This is a genomic window from Thioclava sp. PTB-PU3-1 (assembly GCF_055666785.1).
The window spans coordinates 46,231-63,490 of record NZ_JBVNVL010000007.1; the positions used below are offsets into that span (position 1 = coordinate 46,231).

The 17,260-nt window shown below is 66.4% G+C and carries 18 protein-coding genes; 7 read left to right on the top strand and 11 right to left on the bottom strand.

Features of this window, described 5'->3' with window-relative positions:
- Window positions 1-139 precede the first annotated feature (139 nt).
- Window positions 140-739 carry an NADPH-dependent FMN reductase gene (locus ACZ7GB_RS16725; protein ID WP_078522983.1) on the top strand — a complete coding sequence of 200 codons (600 nt, stop codon included), beginning with the start codon at window positions 140-142 and terminating at the stop codon, window positions 737-739.
- A 92-nt stretch (window positions 740-831) separates the two neighbouring features.
- Here ACZ7GB_RS16725 and ACZ7GB_RS16730 read toward each other — a convergent pair whose 3' ends face one another.
- Window positions 832-1,419, bottom strand: a complete 588-nt coding sequence (locus ACZ7GB_RS16730; RefSeq protein ID WP_472159611.1) for a hypothetical protein — start codon at window positions 1,417-1,419, stop codon at window positions 832-834.
- On the bottom strand, window positions 1,416-2,387 hold the full coding sequence (gene cobS / locus ACZ7GB_RS16735; RefSeq protein WP_152844941.1) for a cobaltochelatase subunit CobS: 972 nt from the start codon (window positions 2,385-2,387) through the stop codon (window positions 1,416-1,418). The genes ACZ7GB_RS16730 and cobS overlap by 4 nt, the downstream gene beginning before the upstream one ends.
- Window positions 2,388-2,562: 175 nt before the next feature.
- On the opposite strand from cobS, the gene ACZ7GB_RS16740 reads away from it, so the two are divergent.
- The 3 genes from ACZ7GB_RS16740 (at window position 2,563) to ACZ7GB_RS16750 (ending at window position 5,227) form a co-directional block, all read left to right on the top strand.
- The gene (locus ACZ7GB_RS16740; protein WP_078547594.1) at window positions 2,563-2,961 is read left to right on the top strand and encodes a DUF4177 domain-containing protein; all 399 of its coding nucleotides are present in this window, start codon (window positions 2,563-2,565) and stop codon (window positions 2,959-2,961) included.
- A 277-nt stretch (window positions 2,962-3,238) separates the two neighbouring features.
- A complete protein-coding gene (locus ACZ7GB_RS16745; protein ID WP_078522979.1) occupies window positions 3,239-3,859 on the top strand; it encodes a DnaJ domain-containing protein in 621 nt (206 codons plus the stop codon).
- 237 nt (window positions 3,860-4,096) lie between these two features.
- Window positions 4,097-5,227, top strand: a complete 1,131-nt coding sequence (locus ACZ7GB_RS16750; protein WP_472159613.1) for a PQQ-dependent sugar dehydrogenase — start codon at window positions 4,097-4,099, stop codon at window positions 5,225-5,227.
- 106 nt (window positions 5,228-5,333) lie between these two features.
- On the opposite strand, the gene ACZ7GB_RS16755 is transcribed toward ACZ7GB_RS16750, so the two are convergent.
- The 4 genes from ACZ7GB_RS16755 to ACZ7GB_RS16770 all read right to left on the bottom strand — a co-directional run bounded on the left by ACZ7GB_RS16755 (window position 5,334) and on the right by ACZ7GB_RS16770 (window position 9,525).
- Window positions 5,334-6,200: an ABC transporter permease subunit gene (locus ACZ7GB_RS16755; protein WP_232621617.1), complete on the bottom strand. Its 867-nt coding sequence runs from the start codon at window positions 6,198-6,200 to the stop codon at window positions 5,334-5,336.
- Entirely contained in the window at window positions 6,197-6,982 is a 786-nt protein-coding gene (locus tag ACZ7GB_RS16760; protein ID WP_078601787.1) for a taurine ABC transporter ATP-binding protein, read from the bottom strand. The genes ACZ7GB_RS16755 and ACZ7GB_RS16760 overlap by 4 nt, the downstream gene beginning before the upstream one ends.
- A gap of 78 nt (window positions 6,983-7,060) precedes the next feature.
- Window positions 7,061-8,059, bottom strand: a complete 999-nt coding sequence (tauA, locus tag ACZ7GB_RS16765) for a taurine ABC transporter substrate-binding protein (protein WP_472159615.1) — start codon at window positions 8,057-8,059, stop codon at window positions 7,061-7,063.
- 92 nt (window positions 8,060-8,151) lie between these two features.
- Window positions 8,152-9,525: an aminotransferase family protein gene (locus ACZ7GB_RS16770; protein WP_472159617.1), complete on the bottom strand. Its 1,374-nt coding sequence runs from the start codon at window positions 9,523-9,525 to the stop codon at window positions 8,152-8,154.
- 254 nt (window positions 9,526-9,779) lie between these two features.
- Between ACZ7GB_RS16770 and ACZ7GB_RS16775 the strand changes: the two genes are divergently transcribed.
- Both ACZ7GB_RS16775 and ACZ7GB_RS16780 read left to right on the top strand, forming a co-directional pair.
- Window positions 9,780-11,285, top strand: coding sequence for an aminotransferase-like domain-containing protein (locus ACZ7GB_RS16775; RefSeq protein WP_078601790.1), 1,506 nt, complete (start codon window positions 9,780-9,782; stop codon window positions 11,283-11,285).
- A 30-nt stretch (window positions 11,286-11,315) separates the two neighbouring features.
- On the top strand, window positions 11,316-12,056 hold the full coding sequence (locus ACZ7GB_RS16780) for a sulfite exporter TauE/SafE family protein (RefSeq protein WP_078542767.1): 741 nt from the start codon (window positions 11,316-11,318) through the stop codon (window positions 12,054-12,056).
- A 16-nt stretch (window positions 12,057-12,072) separates the two neighbouring features.
- Here ACZ7GB_RS16780 and ACZ7GB_RS16785 read toward each other — a convergent pair whose 3' ends face one another.
- The gene (locus ACZ7GB_RS16785; protein ID WP_078601791.1) at window positions 12,073-12,825 is read right to left on the bottom strand and encodes an SDR family oxidoreductase; all 753 of its coding nucleotides are present in this window, start codon (window positions 12,823-12,825) and stop codon (window positions 12,073-12,075) included.
- Window positions 12,826-13,175: 350 nt separating this feature from the next.
- On the opposite strand from ACZ7GB_RS16785, the gene ACZ7GB_RS16790 reads away from it, so the two are divergent.
- Window positions 13,176-14,003, top strand: coding sequence for a DUF6544 family protein (locus ACZ7GB_RS16790; RefSeq protein ID WP_472159619.1), 828 nt, complete (start codon window positions 13,176-13,178; stop codon window positions 14,001-14,003).
- Between the two features lie 17 nt (window positions 14,004-14,020).
- Here the strand turns inward: ACZ7GB_RS16790 and ACZ7GB_RS16795 are convergent, their stop codons facing one another.
- The 4 genes from ACZ7GB_RS16795 to ACZ7GB_RS16810 form a co-directional block, all read right to left on the bottom strand.
- Window positions 14,021-14,854 carry a CPBP family glutamic-type intramembrane protease gene (locus tag ACZ7GB_RS16795; RefSeq protein ID WP_472159620.1) on the bottom strand — a complete coding sequence of 278 codons (834 nt, stop codon included), beginning with the start codon at window positions 14,852-14,854 and terminating at the stop codon, window positions 14,021-14,023.
- A gap of 109 nt (window positions 14,855-14,963) precedes the next feature.
- Window positions 14,964-15,299, bottom strand: coding sequence for a DnaJ family domain-containing protein (locus ACZ7GB_RS16800; protein ID WP_078547572.1), 336 nt, complete (start codon window positions 15,297-15,299; stop codon window positions 14,964-14,966).
- A gap of 121 nt (window positions 15,300-15,420) precedes the next feature.
- Window positions 15,421-16,200 carry a heme ABC transporter ATP-binding protein gene (locus tag ACZ7GB_RS16805; RefSeq protein ID WP_472159622.1) on the bottom strand — a complete coding sequence of 260 codons (780 nt, stop codon included), beginning with the start codon at window positions 16,198-16,200 and terminating at the stop codon, window positions 15,421-15,423.
- Window positions 16,201-16,202: 2 nt separating this feature from the next.
- Window positions 16,203-17,258 carry a FecCD family ABC transporter permease gene (locus ACZ7GB_RS16810; protein ID WP_472159735.1) on the bottom strand — a complete coding sequence of 352 codons (1,056 nt, stop codon included), beginning with the start codon at window positions 17,256-17,258 and terminating at the stop codon, window positions 16,203-16,205.
- Between the last annotated feature and the right edge of the window lie 2 nt (window positions 17,259-17,260).

Below are 17,260 nucleotides of genomic sequence, written 5' to 3' on the forward strand. Positions count from 1 at the left end.
TATCGGACGGGTTGGATGGGCCCGAACAGGGCTTACGTAGAGTTGAACACGAGACGCACGCCTCCCCCTGTGGCCCGACTTCCCCAATTGAAGGCCCCGTGCGACACACCGGACGACATATACCGGAAAGGAGTTCGACATGAGCGAGACTTTGAACATCGGCCTGATCGTCGGCACGACGCGCGAAGGGCGCTTCGCTGACCGCGCACTCGAATGGTTCGAGACCAAGATCGATGCGCGCGACGACATGCGCTACGAGGTTCTGGATCTGCGCGAAGCCGCGCTGCCCTTCTTCGACGAGGTGGCTCCGCCGGCAGCGAAGCCCGTGACCAGCGAGAAGGCACAGGCCTGGGGTGAGAAGCTCAAGGAATTCGACGGGTTCATCGTGGTGACGGCGGAGTATAACCACTCGATCCCCGCCACGATCAAGAACGCCTTCGATTATGCGTTCGAGGGCTGGCGTCGCAAGCCGCTGGGCACCGTCGGCTATGGCGGCGTGGGTGCTGCCCGCGCGGTCGAGCATCTGCGGCTCGTCGCGATCAATTTCGGCATGGTCCCGGTCGCAGGCGCGGTCAGCATCGGCGGTGCGGATTTCGTGAAGGCCGCGCAAGGCACGCCGATCGCGGAGCTGGGCGATCATCTGGACGGTCCGGCGAAGACGCTGCTCGACGATATGGCGTTCTGGGGTCAGGCGGCGAAGCTGGCCAAGGGCGAGACAGAAAATCGTCAAGCCGCGTGATCCAAACGGATCTGCCACACGTAGTAGTAGAGTAACGAGTTTGCCCGGCCCCCGCGCCGGGCGTTTTTATGCGCGGCTTAGCGCGACCGAAGTTACTGGAAAAGCCCCGTGCAGATCATCGGCATCCAGTCCGCGTGCAACGTACTCAGCGGGAAGGCGCGGCGATCCTGCGAGCCCTTCGCGGTCTGCCCGCGCCGCGTCATGACGTAATCGCCATTGAGCAGGTTCACGTCGCAAGTGCCGGTATCCTCGGGATCGATCCGGTCGTAATAGCGGTAGCTGTAGCCCGAGACGACGAAGCCGCCATTGCGCCACGCAATGGAATAGGCGCTTTCCCACGGGGTGCGCCCGATCCCGATCTGTTCGGAATGCAGCTTGAATGCGCTGTCGGAAAGCGGCTCGAGCGCGGGCGTCTGCCCGCCCATCTGGCCAGAAAAGACCACCCGTTCGATCGTCATCTCGCGTTTCAGCCCGAAGGTCGGATCGCCGAGATAGATCACCAGATCGGCCGCATCCGCGCCGTTCTGCACCAGCATCGCCGCATCCTGCGTGCCGTCGCCGTTCCAATCCCCGGTAAGGGAGGCGAAAATCTCGCCATCCTTGGGCGCCTCCTGAGCTGCCGCCGCGAAGGGCAGCAGCGCCGCGAAGAGCGCGCCCCGGATCGCGAGGCGCGGGATCACGAGGCGATAGCCGCCGCCGATTCCGGCAGTTCCTCGTCGAAGAGGCGCTGGTAGAACTCGGCCACGGTCTGGCGCTCCAGCTCGTCGCATTTGTTCAGGAAGCTCAGACGGAACGCATAGCCGATATTGTCGAAGATGCGCGCGTTCTGCGCCCAGGCGATCACCGTGCGCGGCGACATCACTGTCGAGAGATCACCATTCATGAAGGCGGTCCGGCTGAGATCGGCCACGGTCACCATCTGGCTGATCACCTTGCGCCCAGCCTCGGTGTTGTATTGCGGGTTCTTCGACAGAACGATCGCGACCTCGGCGTCATGGCTGAGATAGTTCAGCGTCGAGACCAGCGACCAGCGGTCCATCTGACCTTGGTTGATCTGCTGGGTGCCGTGATAGAGGCCGGTCGTGTCGCCCAGACCCACCGTGTTCGAGGTGGCGAACAGGCGGAAATAGGGGTTCGGCGTGATCACTTCGTTCTGGTCGAGCAGCGTCAGCTTGCCGTCGGCTTCCAGCACGCGCTGGATCACGAACATCACGTCGGCGCGGCCCGCATCGTATTCGTCGAAGACGATCGCGGTGGGGTTGCGCAGAGCCCAGGGCAGGATGCCCTCGTGGAACACGGTGACCTGTTTGCCATCCACGAGCTTGATCGCATCCTTGCCGATCAGGTCGATCCGGCTCACGTGGCTGTCGAGGTTGACGCGCACGCAGGGCCAGTTCAGCCGGGCGGCGACTTGCTCGATATGCGTCGATTTGCCGGTGCCGTGATAGCCCTGGATCATCACGCGGCGATTGTAGGCAAAGCCCGCGAGGATCGCCATCGTGGTATCGGGGTCGAATTTGTAGGTGGAGTCGATCTCCGGCACGCGGTCGGTGCGCTCTGCAAACCCTTTGACCTTCATGTCGGAATCGAGGCCGAACACCTCGCGCAGGTCGATTTCTTCAGTGGGCTTGGCGGTCTGGTCGAGCATCGCGGACGTCCTTTCGTGGTTGGGTCGATTTGTGAACCATCGCGCGCAGGCGTGCAAGGGGGCGATGACGCGTGATGCGCGAGGCTGCGATCGGCCCGTTCCCGCCAGCGTGGCTTGGTTTGAGTTGACCCGGACCCGCCATCCGCTAGAAAGGCCGCAAAGCTTGAGGTGCATCATGCAGCATTACGAATACAAGGTCATCCCGGCGCCCGCGCGCGGCGACAAGGAGCGCGGCCTGAAATCGGGCGCGGACCGCTTCGCCCATGCGCTCTCGGGCGTGATGAACGAGATGGCCACGCGCGGCTGGGAATACCTGCGCGCAGAGACCCTGCCCGCGGAAGAGCGTACCGGGCTCACCGGCAAATCCACGGTCTATCACAACCTGCTCGTCTTCCGCCGTCCCACCAGCGCCGATCCGGCGCGCGCGGTCGGCGCACATCCCGATCCCGAGGATGCTGCCAATGACGAGGACGCGCCCGAGGCCAAGCGCCGCGCGCTTCTCGCCGATGCGCCCGAGGGCCGCGCGCCGAAACTGCGCGCCAACCGCGACGGGGCTTCGAAAGACGAAGACTGACGCAGGGCAGGGGCGTTGCGAAGGCGGCGTCCCGAAAGCGGGGCTGCGCGTCCTGAGCCGCCAGTTCCAAGACCTGCCGCGCGCCCCATCTCGGCGCGCCGGTTGTGTTGTCGTAGGGGCGCCCCGCACCGACCCTTGATCCGAGCAAATAGCGGCCCCATTTCCGCCCGACCCCCTTTCAACATCTGTCATTTCCAGTAGACTGCGTGACCCGACTCGGAGGCAGGCCTCAAACGCCGCCCCGAAGTGGCATTCGGGCAGCAGGCAAGAGGCAAGCATGAGCAACAGCGATCCTTTCGGCTTTAACATTTCGGCCGCGGCGGACAAGAAGCGCCGCTCGCGTGGCAGGCGCGGCATGTCGGGGGCTTTCGAGACCTCGACCCGGATCTGCGACAAGGAAGGCTGCAACGAGCCGGGCAAGTACCGTGCGCCGAAAAGCCCGAAAATCCTCGATGACTACTATTGGTTCTGCAAGGACCACGTCCGCGAGTACAATCTGAACTGGAACTATTTCCAGGGTCAGTCCGAGGAGGAATTCCAGGCCTTCCTCGACAATGCGACCGTCTGGGAGCGGCCGACCAAGCCCTTCAGCAAGGCCAAGGAAGAGGCCGGCTGGGCGCGTCACGGGATCTCGGACCCGCATGAGATCCTCGGCGACAACGCCACGAAGAACCCCGGCCGGACGATGGGCCGCAAGCTGCCGCCGACCGAACGTCGCGCGCTCGATATTCTCGAGGCGAAGGACTCGATGACCAAGGCCGAGGTCCGCAAGTGCTACAAGGCGCTGATCAAGGTGCTGCACCCGGATATGAACGGCGGCGACCGCTCTCAGGAAGAGATGCTGCAAGAGGTCGTCTGGGCCTGGGATCAGCTGAAGGACAGCCGCAACTTCAAGTGACGGTAGGGGGCTCTGCCCCCCGTCTCCGGAGGGCGACAAGTCTCAAGCAAGCGGGGGCTCTGCCCCCCGCGCTAACGCGCGTCCCCCGGGATATTTTCGCAAGAGCGAAGACGCCTTTTTACATGTCTTCGCTCTTTTGAAATATCCCGGGGTGAATGCCGCAGGCAGAGGGGCAGCGCCCCTTAGACCCCTTCCACTCGCGCGCACCCGCCCCATCTCTAGGGGAGGAGGTGCTTCATGAACCCGTTTCCAAGTCTGCGCGCCGCTCTGGCGCTCGCCCTGACGATCCCCGTCCTCTCGAGCCTCGGCCTCGGCCTCGCGCCACTCGCCACGCCTGCCGCCGCGCAGAACGTGGGCGAGAAGCCCGCGAGCCGCGATCTGCCATTCGTGCTCAAGCCGATCGCGCAGCTGGAAAACCCTTGGGCCATCGCGCCCTTGCCCGACAGCTCGGTTCTGGTGACCGGCAAGGCGGGCAAGATGTGGCATGTCACGGGCGGCGGGGCGCAGGCGATCAGCGGGCTGCCGAAGGTGCAATATAGCGGCCAGAACGGGCTGCTCGACGTCGCTGTCCCGCCCGATTTCCCGGACACGCACGCGGTCTATATCACCTATGTCGCGCCGGATAACGCGCTGCATCTGGCGCGCGGCGTGCTGGACGGCAGCAAGCTGACGCAGCTGAAGACGATCTGGCAGCAGACGCCCGGCGGGCGTGGTCAGCCCGGCGGGATCGTGGCCTTCGGGCCGGACGGGATGCTCTACCTCACAGTGGGCGATCGGATGCAGCCCGACACCGCGCAGGATCCCGACAACCCGCGCGGCAAGATCCTGCGCCTGACCCGCGATGGCCAGCCCGCGCCTGGCAATCCCCATGAGGGGGCGGGGGGCGTGCGTGCCGAGACCTGGACCGAGGGGCACCGCAACCAATACGGCCTTGCCTTCACGCCCGACGGCAAGCTCTGGGAGCATGAGATGGGGCCGCGCGGCGGCGACGAGTTGAACCTGATCGAGAAGGGCAAGAATTACGGCTGGAACGCGGTCTCGAACGGGCGGCACTATTCCGGCCTGTCGATCCCCGATCACGACACGCGGCCCGACTTCGCGGCGCCGAAACTGTGGTGGACGCCGGTGATCGCGCCAGCGGGTCTCGCCGTCTATGAGGGGCGCGACTTTCCCGACTGGCAGGGCGATATGCTGATCGGCGGGCTTGCGGGCAATGGGCTCGCGCTGATCGCGGGCGACGGCTCGGATCAGATCGCTCGCTGGGATTTGCAGATGCGGGTGCGCGACGTGGCCGTGGGGCCCAAGGGCGAGGTTTGGATCATCGAGGATGCGGGGGACGGCGCGCTCTATCAGCTGCTGCCGAAGTGATCTTCCCGAGTGCGTAAATGAAAACGGCGGCGCGCGCCTTTCAGCGCAGCACCGCCGCCTTGGACATAGGCCGGGCGGATCATGCCCGGCCTTTCGCGTTGCGGGCTTACATCCGGCCCTTCCACGGCACGACCTTCTTCTCGACCCAGCGCATCGCGAGATCGAAGCACCATGCGATGCCGCCGATCAGGAAGATGCCCACCAGCACGGTCGAGGTCTGCAGGAATTGGCTGGCCGAGAGGACCATATAGCCAAGCCCCATCGTCGCCGCGACCATCTCGGCGGCGACCAGCGTCGTCCAGCCGAAGCCCACACCGATGCGCATCGCTGTCAGGATTTCCGGCAGTGCCGAGGGCAGCACCACCTCGCGCAGCACCTGCGCCCGGCTCGCGCCCAGCGAATAGGCGGCGTGGATCTGCTCGATCGCGACCGAGCGGACGCCTGCGCGCGCACCGAGCGCCACCGGGGCCAGCACCGACAGGAAGATCAACAGCACTTTCGAGGTCTCGCCGATGCCGAACCAGATGATCATCAGCGGCAGATAGGCCAGCGGCGGGATCGGGCGGTAGAACTCGAGGAAGGGATCGAACAGCCCGCGCATCACCGGGCTCATCCCCATCGCCAGACCCAGCGGAATGCCGATGATACAGGCCAGCGCGAAGGCGGCGAAGACACGGCCCGCGGAGACGAGGATATGCTCCCACAGCGGCACGCCGGTGAAGCCGGTCGAGATCAGGCCGAAGAGCTTCTGCACGACCGCGACGGGCGAGGGCAGGAACAGCGGCGCGATCAGGCCGGAGGCCGTCACGATCTGCCACAGGCCCAGCACCACCAGAACGGCCACGACCGAGATCTTGATCGTGTTGCCTTCGCCCGGCACGCCATAGGTCTGGCCGGGTTTGGTGGGGGCTTGGCGGAAGATGCGTTTGATCATCGGGGCGGGGCGGCTGTCATCTTGGATATCCATGGTCATGCGGCCTTCTCCTCGTCTGCGAAGATGATGCCGAGAATGGTCTCGCGCATCGCGATGAATTCGGGGGATGCCTTCACGTCGCGGGCGCTCTCGCCTGCGAGGAACCGGCGCGAGAAGGGCAGGTCGAAGCGATGCGTGATCCGGCCCGGACGGGGCGACATCACGATCAGCTTGGAGCCCATGAAGAGCGCCTCTTCGACCGAGTGGGTGATCAGGAACACCGACTTGCCCTGCGCCTCCCAGATTTTCAGGATCAGTTCCTGCGCGCGTTCGCGGGTCAGCGCATCGAGCGCACCGAGCGGTTCGTCCATCAGCAGGATGCGCGGATCGGCGGTGAGCGCCCGGCCGATGCCCACGCGTTGCTGCATCCCGCCCGAGAGCATGTAGACGGGGCTGTCCTCGAACCCCTCAAGGCCCAGCACGGTCAGGAATTCGCGGGCGACCTTGTAGCGTTTCTCCTTGGCGACGCCCTGCAGTTTCAGCCCGAAGGCGAGGTTGTCGAGCACGTTCATCCACGGCATCAGCGCGTGTTTCTGGAACACCACGGCGCGGTCCTGGCCGGGGCCGGTGACGGGGGCGCCGTCGAGTTTGATCTGGCCCGAACTGGGCGCGAGGAAGCCCGCGATCAGGTTCAGGAGCGTCGATTTCCCGCAACCCGAGGCGCCGAGGGCGACCACGAATTCGCCCGGCTCGATGGTCAGCTCGACATTGCGAAGGGCTTCGACCGGCTCGGATTTGTCACGGGCGGGGTAGAGTACGGAGGCGCGGCGGATTTCAAGCATCTGGGCTTCCTTTCCGGGGCGGAGCTGGGGAATGGGAAACGCCCGGCCAGATCTCTGGCCGGGCGCTGGGGCGTGTCTTTATTCGCCCATCGCGTCTTGCAGCGGCTTGAGCGTGATGAACTGCGAGTAGTCATCCGCGACGGAGTCGATCCGGCCCGCTTCCTTCAGGAATTCGGCTGTCGATTTGATCGCAGGCGCCATCGCACCACCCAGCCAGTCGGAGCCGACCTGATCGGCAGGCTTGAGGAAGGTGTAGCCCCCGAGGATGCCCGGAACCTGTGCAGCGTCCGCACCGGTATTCGTGGCGATCTCTTTCACCTCGTCGCTATCGGCGGTCCAGGCGTCCTTGTTGTCGATATAGGCGGCGTCGGCCTCGGCGGTGACCTTCACGAAGCCTGCGACGGCTTCCGGGTTTTCCTCGGCCCACTGGCTGTTGACGACCCAGCCGTCAAAGGTCGGGTAGCCCCATTTCGCGGTCTCGTCCGCGCCCATGATGCGGGTGCCCGATTTCAGCAGCTGCGACTGCACCGGGTCCCAGATCCATGCGGCGTCGATGGCGTTCTGCTCCCACGCGGCGGCAATCTGGTCGGGCGACATCGACAGGATCGTCAGGTCGCTTTCCGAGATGCCCTCATGCTTGAGCGCGCCGGTGAGCGAGAAATGCGCGGTCGAGCCGACCGGCACGGCCACGCGCTTGCCCTTGAGGTCGGCCAGCGACGAAATCCCCGAGCCGTCATGCGCGATCAGGCTCTCGGCCTGACCGATCACGTCTCCGATCATGAACAGCTTGATCGGAACGCCCTGGCTGGCGGCGATGGCGAAGGGCGAGGAGCCGAGCGCTGCGAGCTTCACGTCGCCCGAGGCCATCGCCGCGATCACATCGGTGCCCGAGGCGAATTTGCGCCACTCGACATCGTAGCCCATCGCCTTCGCGTATTCCTCGGTGTTCACTTTGGTCATCATCGGGATCGGCGTCCCGAAATTGCCGATGATCAGCGTTTCGGCCGAGGCGGCCGTGGCCATCGGCAGCAGGCCGATCAGCGCGAGCGTCGCGTAACGAGCGGTTTTTTTGAACATGGCTATCCTCGTCTGTTGGATTGCGGGCCGTTTGCGGCCTCTTTCGGGGAGGGGCCGGGGCGGTCGCCCGCCCGGGCCGGTGTTGATCCGTGTCAGGCGCTGAGCTTGGCCAGCGCGCGATCGATCGTCTCGGTGATCCGGGTGATCTCGGAGGGGCCGACAATCAGCGCGGGGCTCAGGCACAGCGTGTTGTTGAAGCCTTTGAACGAGCGCGAGGTCTTGCCGATGATGACGCCTTCCGCGTCGCAGGCACCGACCACACCTTCGACGAGCTTCTCGTCGAGCGGCTCTTTCGTGGCGCGATCCGCGACCAGTTCCAGCCCGCAGAACAGGCCCTTGCCGCGCACATCGCCCACGACGGCGTGCTTTTCCTTCAGCTCCATCAGGCGGTCCATCAGCAGATCACCCATCGCGTTGGTGTTCGCGAGCAGGTTCTCGTCCTCGATGATGCGCATGTTCTCCAGCGCCGCCGCCGGACCCGCCGTGCAGCCGCCGAAGGTGGAGATGTCGCGGAAATAGCTCATCGGATCGTCGGGATCGGAGCGGAATTTCTCGAAGACTTCCTCTGTCGTGATCAGGCACGAAATCGCGGCATAGCCCGAGGCCAGCCCCTTCGCGGTGGTCACGAAATCGGGCTTGATGCCGTAATGCTGGTAGCCGAACCATTCGCCGGTGCGGCCCATGCCGCAGACAACCTCGTCCATATGGATCAGGATGTCGTATTTGGTGCAGATTTCCTGAACCCGCTCCCAATAGCCCGCGGGCGGGGTGATGACGCCGCCGCCTGCCGTGATCGGCTCGAGGCAGATCGCGCCCACCGTGTCGGGGCCTTCGCGCAGGATGACCTCTTCGATCGCGTTCGCGGCGCGCAGGCCGTAATCCGCGTCATCCCATTGCGCGCGATATTCGAGGCAATGCGGCACGGCGACGAACCCGTCGGGGAAGGGGCCATACTGGTCGCGGCGCTGTTCCTGACCGCAGGCCGCCATCGCGCCCAGCGAGGTGCCGTGATAGTCGCGCTCGCGGTAGAGGATCTTCCACTTCTTGCCGCCGTGATGCTTGTGCGCGATCTGGCGGACCATCTTGAAGGCTTTCTCATTCGCCTCGGAGCCCGAGTTGGCGAAGAAGACGCGGCTCAGGCCCGGCGTCTTTTCGACCAGACGGGCGGCGAACTGCGCCGCCGGGATCGTGCCCGCCGAGCCTGCGAAATAGTTCATCTTCAGAAGCTGGTCGCGCACGGCATTGGCGATGCTCTCGCGGCCATAGCCGACATTGACCGTCCACACGCCGCCCGAGACCGCATCGAGATAGTCGCGACCATTCTGGTCCCAGACCGTCATGCCCTTGCCCTCGACAAGAATGCGCGGATCGCGGTGGTCCAGGGCTGCGTGCTGGAACAGGTGGTGCCAGACATGGGCGCGGTCGGCTTCGACCGTGGCGCTGATATCGTTGAACTGACCGTCCATCGGGGTTTCCCTTTCCTTTGGGTTCGGCGCCAATCAAGCATTGCGGCAGCGCAGCATGTGAGGGCCAGAGCGCCAATTCCGATGGGGCCAGATTTCGGCGTCGATGTATTTCGGGCAGAGGTTTTAAGCCCTGAGCTGGGCAAATGACCGGAAATTGGGCGATTGCCGAAGATCGGGCGGCGTCTGGACCGCTCGACCTTGCTCTTCGATGGGGCCAGAGCGCAGATGCGAGGGCAATTCAAAGGAGCCAGATCATGGATCGCTTGCCCGTCTCCATCGACCGTAACAGCCCCGAGCCGCTGCAAAGCCAGCTGCGTCAGGCGCTGATCGCGGCGATTCACGCGGGCAAGATGGCGCCGGGGCAGAAGGTGCTGTCCTCGCGCGCGCTGGCCGAGAAGCTGGGCATCGCGCGCAACACCGCCACCGCAGTCTATGACGAGTTGGTCGCGCGCGGCTATCTCGAGGCGCAGCCGCGCCGCGGGCTCTTCGTCGCCACCCGCGGACAGGGAAAGGGCCAGAGCGTCGCAGGCGCTTCCGTCGTCGATTGGCAGGCCCGCATCGGCGTCACCCCATCGAAACTCAACCATATCCGCAAGCCGCTGAACTGGCAGGACTATCCCTATCCGTTCATCTTCGGGCAGGTCGATCCGCGGCTGTTCCCGCTCAACGCGTGGCGCAATTCCTCGCGCGATACATTGGGGCGGGCCTCGCTCGACTGGTGGGCGGCGGATCGCGCGGTCGATGACGATCCGATGCTGATCGAACAGATCCGGACCCGCATCCTGCCCGAGCGCGGCATCTATGCGCGGCCCGAGGAGATCCTGATTACGCTCGGCGCGCAGGAGGGGTTCTACCTGCTCGCGCAGCTTCTGGCGGGGGCGGGCAAGCGCGTGGGCTGCGAGATGCCGGGCTACCCGGATTCGCGCTTCATCTTCGAGATGTCCGGCGCGCAGAGCGTGCCGCTGCCGATCGACGAGAAAGGTGCGCGGATCGCTTCGGGGCAGGGGCTCGATCTGGCACTTCTGACGCCCGGCGCGCATTGCCCCTCGATGGTGATGATGCCGGGGCCGCGCCGCGACGAGATCCTCGCGCGGGCTTCGCAGGACGATTTCCTGATCATCGAGGACGACTACGAGGGCGAGGTCGCCTTCGCCCGCGAACCGGCGCTGAAATCGCGCGACCGGGACGGGCGGGTGATCTATCTCGGCACGCTGTCGAAGACGCTCGCGCCGGGGGTGCGCCTGGGCTTTCTGGTGGCCCCCGAGCCGCTGGTGAAAGAGGCGCGCTGGCTGCGGCGGCTGGTACATCGCTCGGTCCCGCTCAACAACCAGCGCACGGCGGCGATCTTTCTGGCCGAGGGGCATTACCTGTCGCTGCTGCGCAAGCTGCGCGCGGCCCATGCAGACCGTTGGTATCGCGTGATGGAGCATCTGCCCGATCTGCTGCCCGGCTTCCGCGCGCCCGACCCGTGTCATGGCGGCTCATCTGTCTGGCTGGAACTGCCCGAGGGCGTCAACGGGCGCGAGCTGATCGCAGCGGCGGGGGCGGAGGGCATCTTGCTGGAAAATGGCGATCCTTTCGTGGCCCCGGAACAGGCGGGGCGTTTCATCCGGCTCGGCCTGTCGCTGATCCAGACCGAAGCCATCGTGCCGGGGATGCGCCTCTTGGGCGAGATCGCGGCGCGGCTGGCGCAAGAGGGCGTCTCTGGCCCCAACGAAAATGCCGCTCTGGACCAATCGGGCGCGCAGGCGGCGAGCTAGGGCGAGGGAACGACCCTGACGGAGCCGATGATGTTCGACGCCACGACCCTCTATGTGATCCTCGCCGTGGCCTATGCGGCGGTGCTGCGCGGCATGGCGGGGTTCGGTTTCGCGATTGCCGCCGTGCCGATCCTGTCGCTGTTCATCCCGCCTCTGGAGGCGGTCGCGATGGCGGTGCTGTTGCAGGTGGTCGTGGGGCTGCACGATCTGGTCAAGCTGCGCGGCGCGGTGCATCGGCCCTCGCTGCTGCGGCTCTGTGCGGGGTCACTGATCGGGACGCCGCTGGGGATCTGGGCGCTCAGCGCGCTCAGCCCCGATGCAGCGCGGATGGCGATTGCAGTGCTGGTGCTGGGCGGGCTCGCGATGCTGCTGCGCTACAAGCCCGCCGCCCCGCAGCCGCATTCGGGGCTGGCGCTGCTGGCGGGTGTGGCCTCGGGGGCGTTTTCGGGTCTGGCCGCGATGCCCGGGCCGCCGGCTGTGGTCTATTATCTCGGCGCAGGTACGCCGCCTGCGCAGACGCGGGCCTCATTGCTGCTGTTCTTCTTCGTGGCTTCGGTGATCGCGGTGCCGGGGCTGTGGCTCGCAGGTGCGATTGACGGAGAGGTGCTCTGGCTCACCGCGATTTCCGTGCCGCCGATGGCGCTGGGCACCTGGGCGGGCACGGCGGCTTTCGCGCGGCTCGATCATGCGCAGTACCGCAAGATCGCGATCGGGGTGATGGCGATCTCGGCGGTGCTGGCAGGGTGGCGGGGCCTCTCGGTCTATCTGTGATCGGCCCCGCGTAACTTCAGTCGCGGTGGATCTGGAACGGCGCCCAGCTCTGGCTCACCGGCATGATCTCGATCGAATTGATATTCACATGCGGCGGAAGCGCAGCCACCCAGTAGATGCTCTCGGCGATATCCTCGGGCTGCAACGGATCGGCCCCGGCATAGAGCTTGTCATAGGCTGCCTTGTCGCCCCCGGTGCGCACGAGGGTGAATTCGCTCTCCGACAGGCCCGGCTCGATCGAGGTCACGCGCACGCCGGTGCCCGACAGGTCCGAGCGCAGCCCGAGCGAGAACTGCTGCACGAAGGCTTTCGTCCCGCCATAGACATTGCCGCCCGGATAGGGCCAGTTCGCCGCGATCGAGGCGAGGTTCACGATCAACCCCCGGCGCGCAATCAGCCGATCCAGCGTGAGCCGCGTCATCACTGCGAGCCCGGTGATATTGGTGTCGATCATCGCGCGCCAGTCATCCAGATCGCAGTCCTGCGCAGGGGCGGTGCCGCGCGCGAGGCCCGCATTGTTGATCAGCGCGTCGATCTGCGCGAAGCCTTCGGGCAGGCTGTCGAGCGCTGCACGCGTCGCCGACTCGTCGCGGATGTCGAAACACAGGGGATGCGCGACCTCCGGACCGCCGAGCGCCTCGACCAGCGCGTCGAGCCGTTCCTGACGGCGCCCGGTCACGATGACCTTCCAGCCCTCATGGGCGAAACGGCGGGCGATGGCGTCGCCGAACCCTGCGGTGGCTCCGGTGATGAGGGCGGTTTTGGTCATGAAGGGGCCTTCCTGTCTTGCTGCCTGTCGGGCCGCGCATCTCGGCGCGGCGGTCGCGGCCAGTCTGTCTTCGTGGTCTGCCGGTGCGACAGGGCCAGTCGGGGATTTCCCATGGGGCCAGTCCTGCGCGCCCGCGCACCGCTTGCCGCGGCACGATAGGGGCAGGGGGGCGGAACTGCAATTTCACGGGCGCGTGATTGCGACTATATGATCCGCGTGGTGCGGTCGGTTCTCGGGCTGCGGGGGCGCCCAACGGATCGAAGCGCGTTGAGTCTTTGTGCTATCCTGACGTTCGGGACGGCGCGCAATTGGCGTCTCGCGGATCGGATATGGAAAGGTAGCAAACTCGCATGGCTCTTTGGGTTCTGGCCATCGTCGCTATCGGGCTGCTCGGTCTGTTCGCAAGGCGGCGTCTCGACCTGCGGGCAGACGGGGCCGAGATGGCGCGCCTGAGTGCATTTCAGCCCACCGATCCGCCGCGCTTCTCCGCCGATATGGTCGCCGATCTCCCCGAGCCCGCGCGCCGATTTTTCACCTTCGCCATTGCGGAAGGAACGCCGCTCTACACCGTCGCCCGGCTGGAGATGCAGGGGCAGTTCGGCATGGGCGACAAATCCGCCCCCGGCTACATGCCGACGCGCGCCACGCAGGTGCTCGCCGCGCCGCAAGGCTTCGTCTGGGCGATGTCGGGCGGGACCGGCGGGATGCGTCTCAGCGGCTCCGACAGCGCCAAATGGACCCGGTTCTGGATCGCGGGGCTCGCCCCCGTGGCCCGGTTCGGCGGCAGCGCGGATCACAAACGCTCCGCCTTCGGGCGCTACGTGGCCGAGGCGGTGTTCTGGACGCCCGCCGCCGTGCTGCCGGGCCCGAATGTGACGTGGGAGCCGATCTCGACGAACATCGCCCGGATGACGATGCGCCATAACGGGCTGGAGCAGGCGGTCGATCTCACCGTCGCCGCGGATGGCCGCCCTGAGCAGGTCAGCTTCCAGCGTTGGAGCAATGCGAACCCGCAAAAGCGCCACCAGCTTCAGCCCTTCGGCGGCTATCTCTCGGAGTTTCGCGAGGTCGAGGGCTTCCGCTTGCCGACCCATGTGGAGGCGGGGAACAACTTCGAGAGTGAGGCCTATTTCCCGTTTTACATCGCCGATGTCACCGACATCCGCTTTCCCAGGTGACGGCGCCTACCCGTGCCTCATAACCGCGCTTCACCGGGGATCACTTCGGTCACGGCGCCTTCGCGCGCGAACATCATGTCGCGCTTCCACCAGACGACGATCGCGGCGACGCCCACCAGAATCCACGTGTCCCAAGGCTGCGCATCCGGCCAGAACGGATTGATGAGCTGCCAGTGGAACAGCATCGGCAACAGCAGGCTGCCGCGCGTCGCGTTGAAGATCGGCGTGACCAGAACCGCGAGGGTGATGTTGCCGATGAAGAAGGGCAGGAAGCTCCATTGCGCGAAGACCACCCCGGCGAGGTAGAAGGCGGGCAGGTGCCAGACGCCCCAGATCGCGCCGATTAGCACGCCCGCCCAGAACGGGGCGACATGGCGCTGCAACAGCGGTTGCGCGACGCCGCGCCAGCCGAACTCTTCGATCGGGCCGAGAAGTAGCATCATGAACATCACGCTGACCATCGCGCCCACGCCCTCGGGTGGCATCGGCGCAAGCAGGGGTCCGCCCTTGATCATCGAGCCCGCCATGAAGACGAGCGGGATCACGAGCAGGATGAAGCCCCACCACGGTACGGGACAGCGCCAGATCAGAAGCCGCGACAGGAACCGGCTCAAGCCGCCTAGTCCGGCGGAGGCCACGACCACCGTGAAGGCCGCGATGGCTGGGGCCCAGGTGGCCAGAAAGAAGAGCGGATGCGCGCCGCTGATCTGGCCGAACCGCGCGGCCATGGCCTCAGGCAAGAAGATGTAGCTGCCGATCACGCCCCAGGTGATTGCGAAGGTCAGCGCGAGGAAGGCGAGCAGGGCGCGCGCTGTGGATGTCGGGGTCGGGTGTTCGCGAGCGACAGACATTGGGTTGGCCTTGGGGCGTGACGTCAGGAAACGCGTCACCGTCGCCTTTTTCCGCGCGGGTTTCCTTGTTCTGGGTCAAGCGGATCGAGCCTCGAACGCCCGCGTCAGGCTAAGGGGCCATGAAACGCCGCCGCGCCTCCACCGCGATGTTGTAGCGCTGCTCCAGATCGGCGATCAGCGCCATCGCGACGCGTTTGGCATCCTCTCCCTCCGCCTCCCGGTAGCTCTCTTTGGCGGCCTCCAGCAGCTTCTTGAGCTTGAACTCCTCAGGCAACGCGCCGGCTTCGGCCATGATGCGCGACGCCACGGCCGTCGCCATATCGGTGAACGCCTCGCCCGAGCGATCCGGGAGCGGCTTGCCCTCGCCGGAAAGCCCGCTCAACTGTCCCTCCGCGAGGGCCTTCTGGATTTGCCGCTCGACGAGGCGGTTCAAGGATTGGGTCATGCGACGGTCCTGCCTGTTCCGGCGCCGCGAGAAGTGCGGCACTGCCGCGAGCATAGCGCGCTTGTGGCGATGCGAACACTCAGAGTTCTGTGCGAAACCTGTGAAAGGACGGTGCGCGGGCTCAGGCCGGTCGCGCGAATTGCGGCAGCACCCAAAGACCGTCCGAGGCCGCCGCGCCCACCTGCAACTCGCATCCATAGGTGCGACTGAGGACCGGCCCGTGCATCACCGTCTCGGGCGGCCCATGCGCCTCGATCCGGCCCTCGCGCATCAGCACCATCTCGTCGGCCAGCTGCGCCGAGAGGTTGAGGTCATGCATCACCGCGACTACGCCGCCGCCCGCATCGGCGAAGCGGCGCAGGATCGCCATCACCTCGAGCTGATGCGCGATATCGAGGCTCGCGACCGGCTCGTCGACCAGGAGCCAGCGCGGCCCCGCGTGGCTGAGCGGCTGCCAGACCTGCGCCCGCACCCGCGCCAGATGGGCGCGGGCCTGCTGACCGCCCGAGAGCGACTGGATCGGGCGATGGGCCAGATCGCTCAGCCCGACCTCGGCTAAAGCGGCGGACACGATTTCGGGGTGATCCGCCTCGATCCCGGCATGCAGCCCCATCCCCACGACCTCGGCCACGGTGAAGGGGAAGGCGACGCTGTTCGATTGCTCCAGCACGGCGCGCAGCGCGGCCAGCCGCCAGGCGGGCGTCTGCGCGATCTCGTGGCCTTGCAGGGTGATCCGTCCGCGATAGGGCAGCGCCCCGGAGGCCGCTTGCACCAGCGTGGATTTGCCCGAGCCATTCGGGCCGAGGATCACCGTCACCGCGCCCGGTTGGGCGGTCAGCGAGAGGCCGTGCAACACGTCGCTACGGCCCCGCGCGACATGCAGGTCGGAAATCTCCAGCATGTTCAGACCCCTCCCAATCCCTGACGGCGGATCAGGATCCACAGGAAGACCGGCGCGCCCAGAATGGCGGTGACGATCCCGATGGGCAGTTCCGCGGGCGCGACCACCAGCCGCGCGATCAGATCGGCGAGCACGAGAAGCGCCGCGCCGAGGAGGGCCGCATCCACCAGCAGCGTCTTGTGATCCGGCCCGCCCGCAATCCGCAGCAGATGCGGCACCACGATGCCCACGAAGCCGATCCCGCCCGCCATCGCGACCGCGGCCCCCGCCAGCGCCGCGACGCCGATCACCGCGCGATGCTTGAGCCGCTCGATATCGTGGCCCATATGCGCCGCCGTCGCCTCGCCCAGTGCCAGCGCGTTCAGCCCGCGCGCAAGCCGCGGGGTCAGGATCAGCGCAGGCCCGATCAGCAGGCCGCCGACCAGCAGCTTCATGTCGCTCGCGCCTGCCAGCGACCCCATGCCCCAGAAGGTCAGATCGCGCAGCTGCGTGTCATCGGCGAGATAGGTCAGGATGCCGGTCAGTGCGCCCGCCAGCGCGGCCAGCGCGATCCCGGCCAGAAGCAGCGTCGCGATGGAGACCTGACCGCCCCGGCTGGCAACCCGATAGAGCAGCAGCGTGGCCGTCCACGCTCCGCCGAAGGCCGCAACCGGAACCAGCCAAGTGCCGAAAAAGGCGGCGATGGCTGCGGGGAGGAAGCCGCTCAGCACGATCATCGCGACGGCGCCGAGGCCCGCACCTGTGCCGACGCCGATGATGCCGGGATCGGCGAGCGGGTTGCGAAACAACCCCTGCATAACCGCGCCCGCGACTGCGAGCGCCGCCCCGACCATCAGCCCCATGACCAGCCGCGGCAGCCGGATATCGAGCAGCACGACGCGGTCACGGGTCGAGATTTCTTCGCCGGTCAGCCACTGTCCCAGAACCTGCGGCAGCGAGACCCCCGCCGCCCCGGTCCCGAGCGACAGGGCCGCCGCGATCACCAGCAGCGCGATCAGCCCGAGCCGCAGCGGCGCACAGGGGCTGCGCATGGCGTCGGGCAGGGCGAGGGAGGTCATCG

Coding starts and splice junctions, on each gene's coding strand:
- cobS (WP_152844941.1), bottom strand. CDS start 2,387: ATGCTCGACCAGACCGCCAAGCCCACTGAAGAAATCGACCTGCGCGAG.
- ACZ7GB_RS16805 (WP_472159622.1), bottom strand. CDS start 16,200: ATGCTGGAGATTTCCGACCTGCATGTCGCGCGGGGCCGTAGCGACGTG.
- tauA (WP_472159615.1), bottom strand. CDS start 8,059: ATGTTCAAAAAAACCGCTCGTTACGCGACGCTCGCGCTGATCGGCCTG.
- ACZ7GB_RS16790 (WP_472159619.1), top strand. CDS start 13,176: ATGGCTCTTTGGGTTCTGGCCATCGTCGCTATCGGGCTGCTCGGTCTG.
- ACZ7GB_RS16775 (WP_078601790.1), top strand. CDS start 9,780: ATGGATCGCTTGCCCGTCTCCATCGACCGTAACAGCCCCGAGCCGCTG.
- ACZ7GB_RS16800 (WP_078547572.1), bottom strand. CDS start 15,299: ATGACCCAATCCTTGAACCGCCTCGTCGAGCGGCAAATCCAGAAGGCC.
- ACZ7GB_RS16795 (WP_472159620.1), bottom strand. CDS start 14,854: ATGTCTGTCGCTCGCGAACACCCGACCCCGACATCCACAGCGCGCGCC.
- ACZ7GB_RS16770 (WP_472159617.1), bottom strand. CDS start 9,525: ATGGACGGTCAGTTCAACGATATCAGCGCCACGGTCGAAGCCGACCGC.
- ACZ7GB_RS16760 (WP_078601787.1), bottom strand. CDS start 6,982: ATGCTTGAAATCCGCCGCGCCTCCGTACTCTACCCCGCCCGTGACAAA.
- ACZ7GB_RS16745 (WP_078522979.1), top strand. CDS start 3,239: ATGAGCAACAGCGATCCTTTCGGCTTTAACATTTCGGCCGCGGCGGAC.
- ACZ7GB_RS16755 (WP_232621617.1), bottom strand. CDS start 6,200: ATGACCATGGATATCCAAGATGACAGCCGCCCCGCCCCGATGATCAAA.
- ACZ7GB_RS16725 (WP_078522983.1), top strand. CDS start 140: ATGAGCGAGACTTTGAACATCGGCCTGATCGTCGGCACGACGCGCGAA.
- ACZ7GB_RS16750 (WP_472159613.1), top strand. CDS start 4,097: ATGAACCCGTTTCCAAGTCTGCGCGCCGCTCTGGCGCTCGCCCTGACG.
- ACZ7GB_RS16810 (WP_472159735.1), bottom strand. CDS start 17,258: ATGACCTCCCTCGCCCTGCCCGACGCCATGCGCAGCCCCTGTGCGCCG.
- ACZ7GB_RS16785 (WP_078601791.1), bottom strand. CDS start 12,825: ATGACCAAAACCGCCCTCATCACCGGAGCCACCGCAGGGTTCGGCGAC.
- ACZ7GB_RS16740 (WP_078547594.1), top strand. CDS start 2,563: ATGCAGCATTACGAATACAAGGTCATCCCGGCGCCCGCGCGCGGCGAC.
- ACZ7GB_RS16780 (WP_078542767.1), top strand. CDS start 11,316: ATGTTCGACGCCACGACCCTCTATGTGATCCTCGCCGTGGCCTATGCG.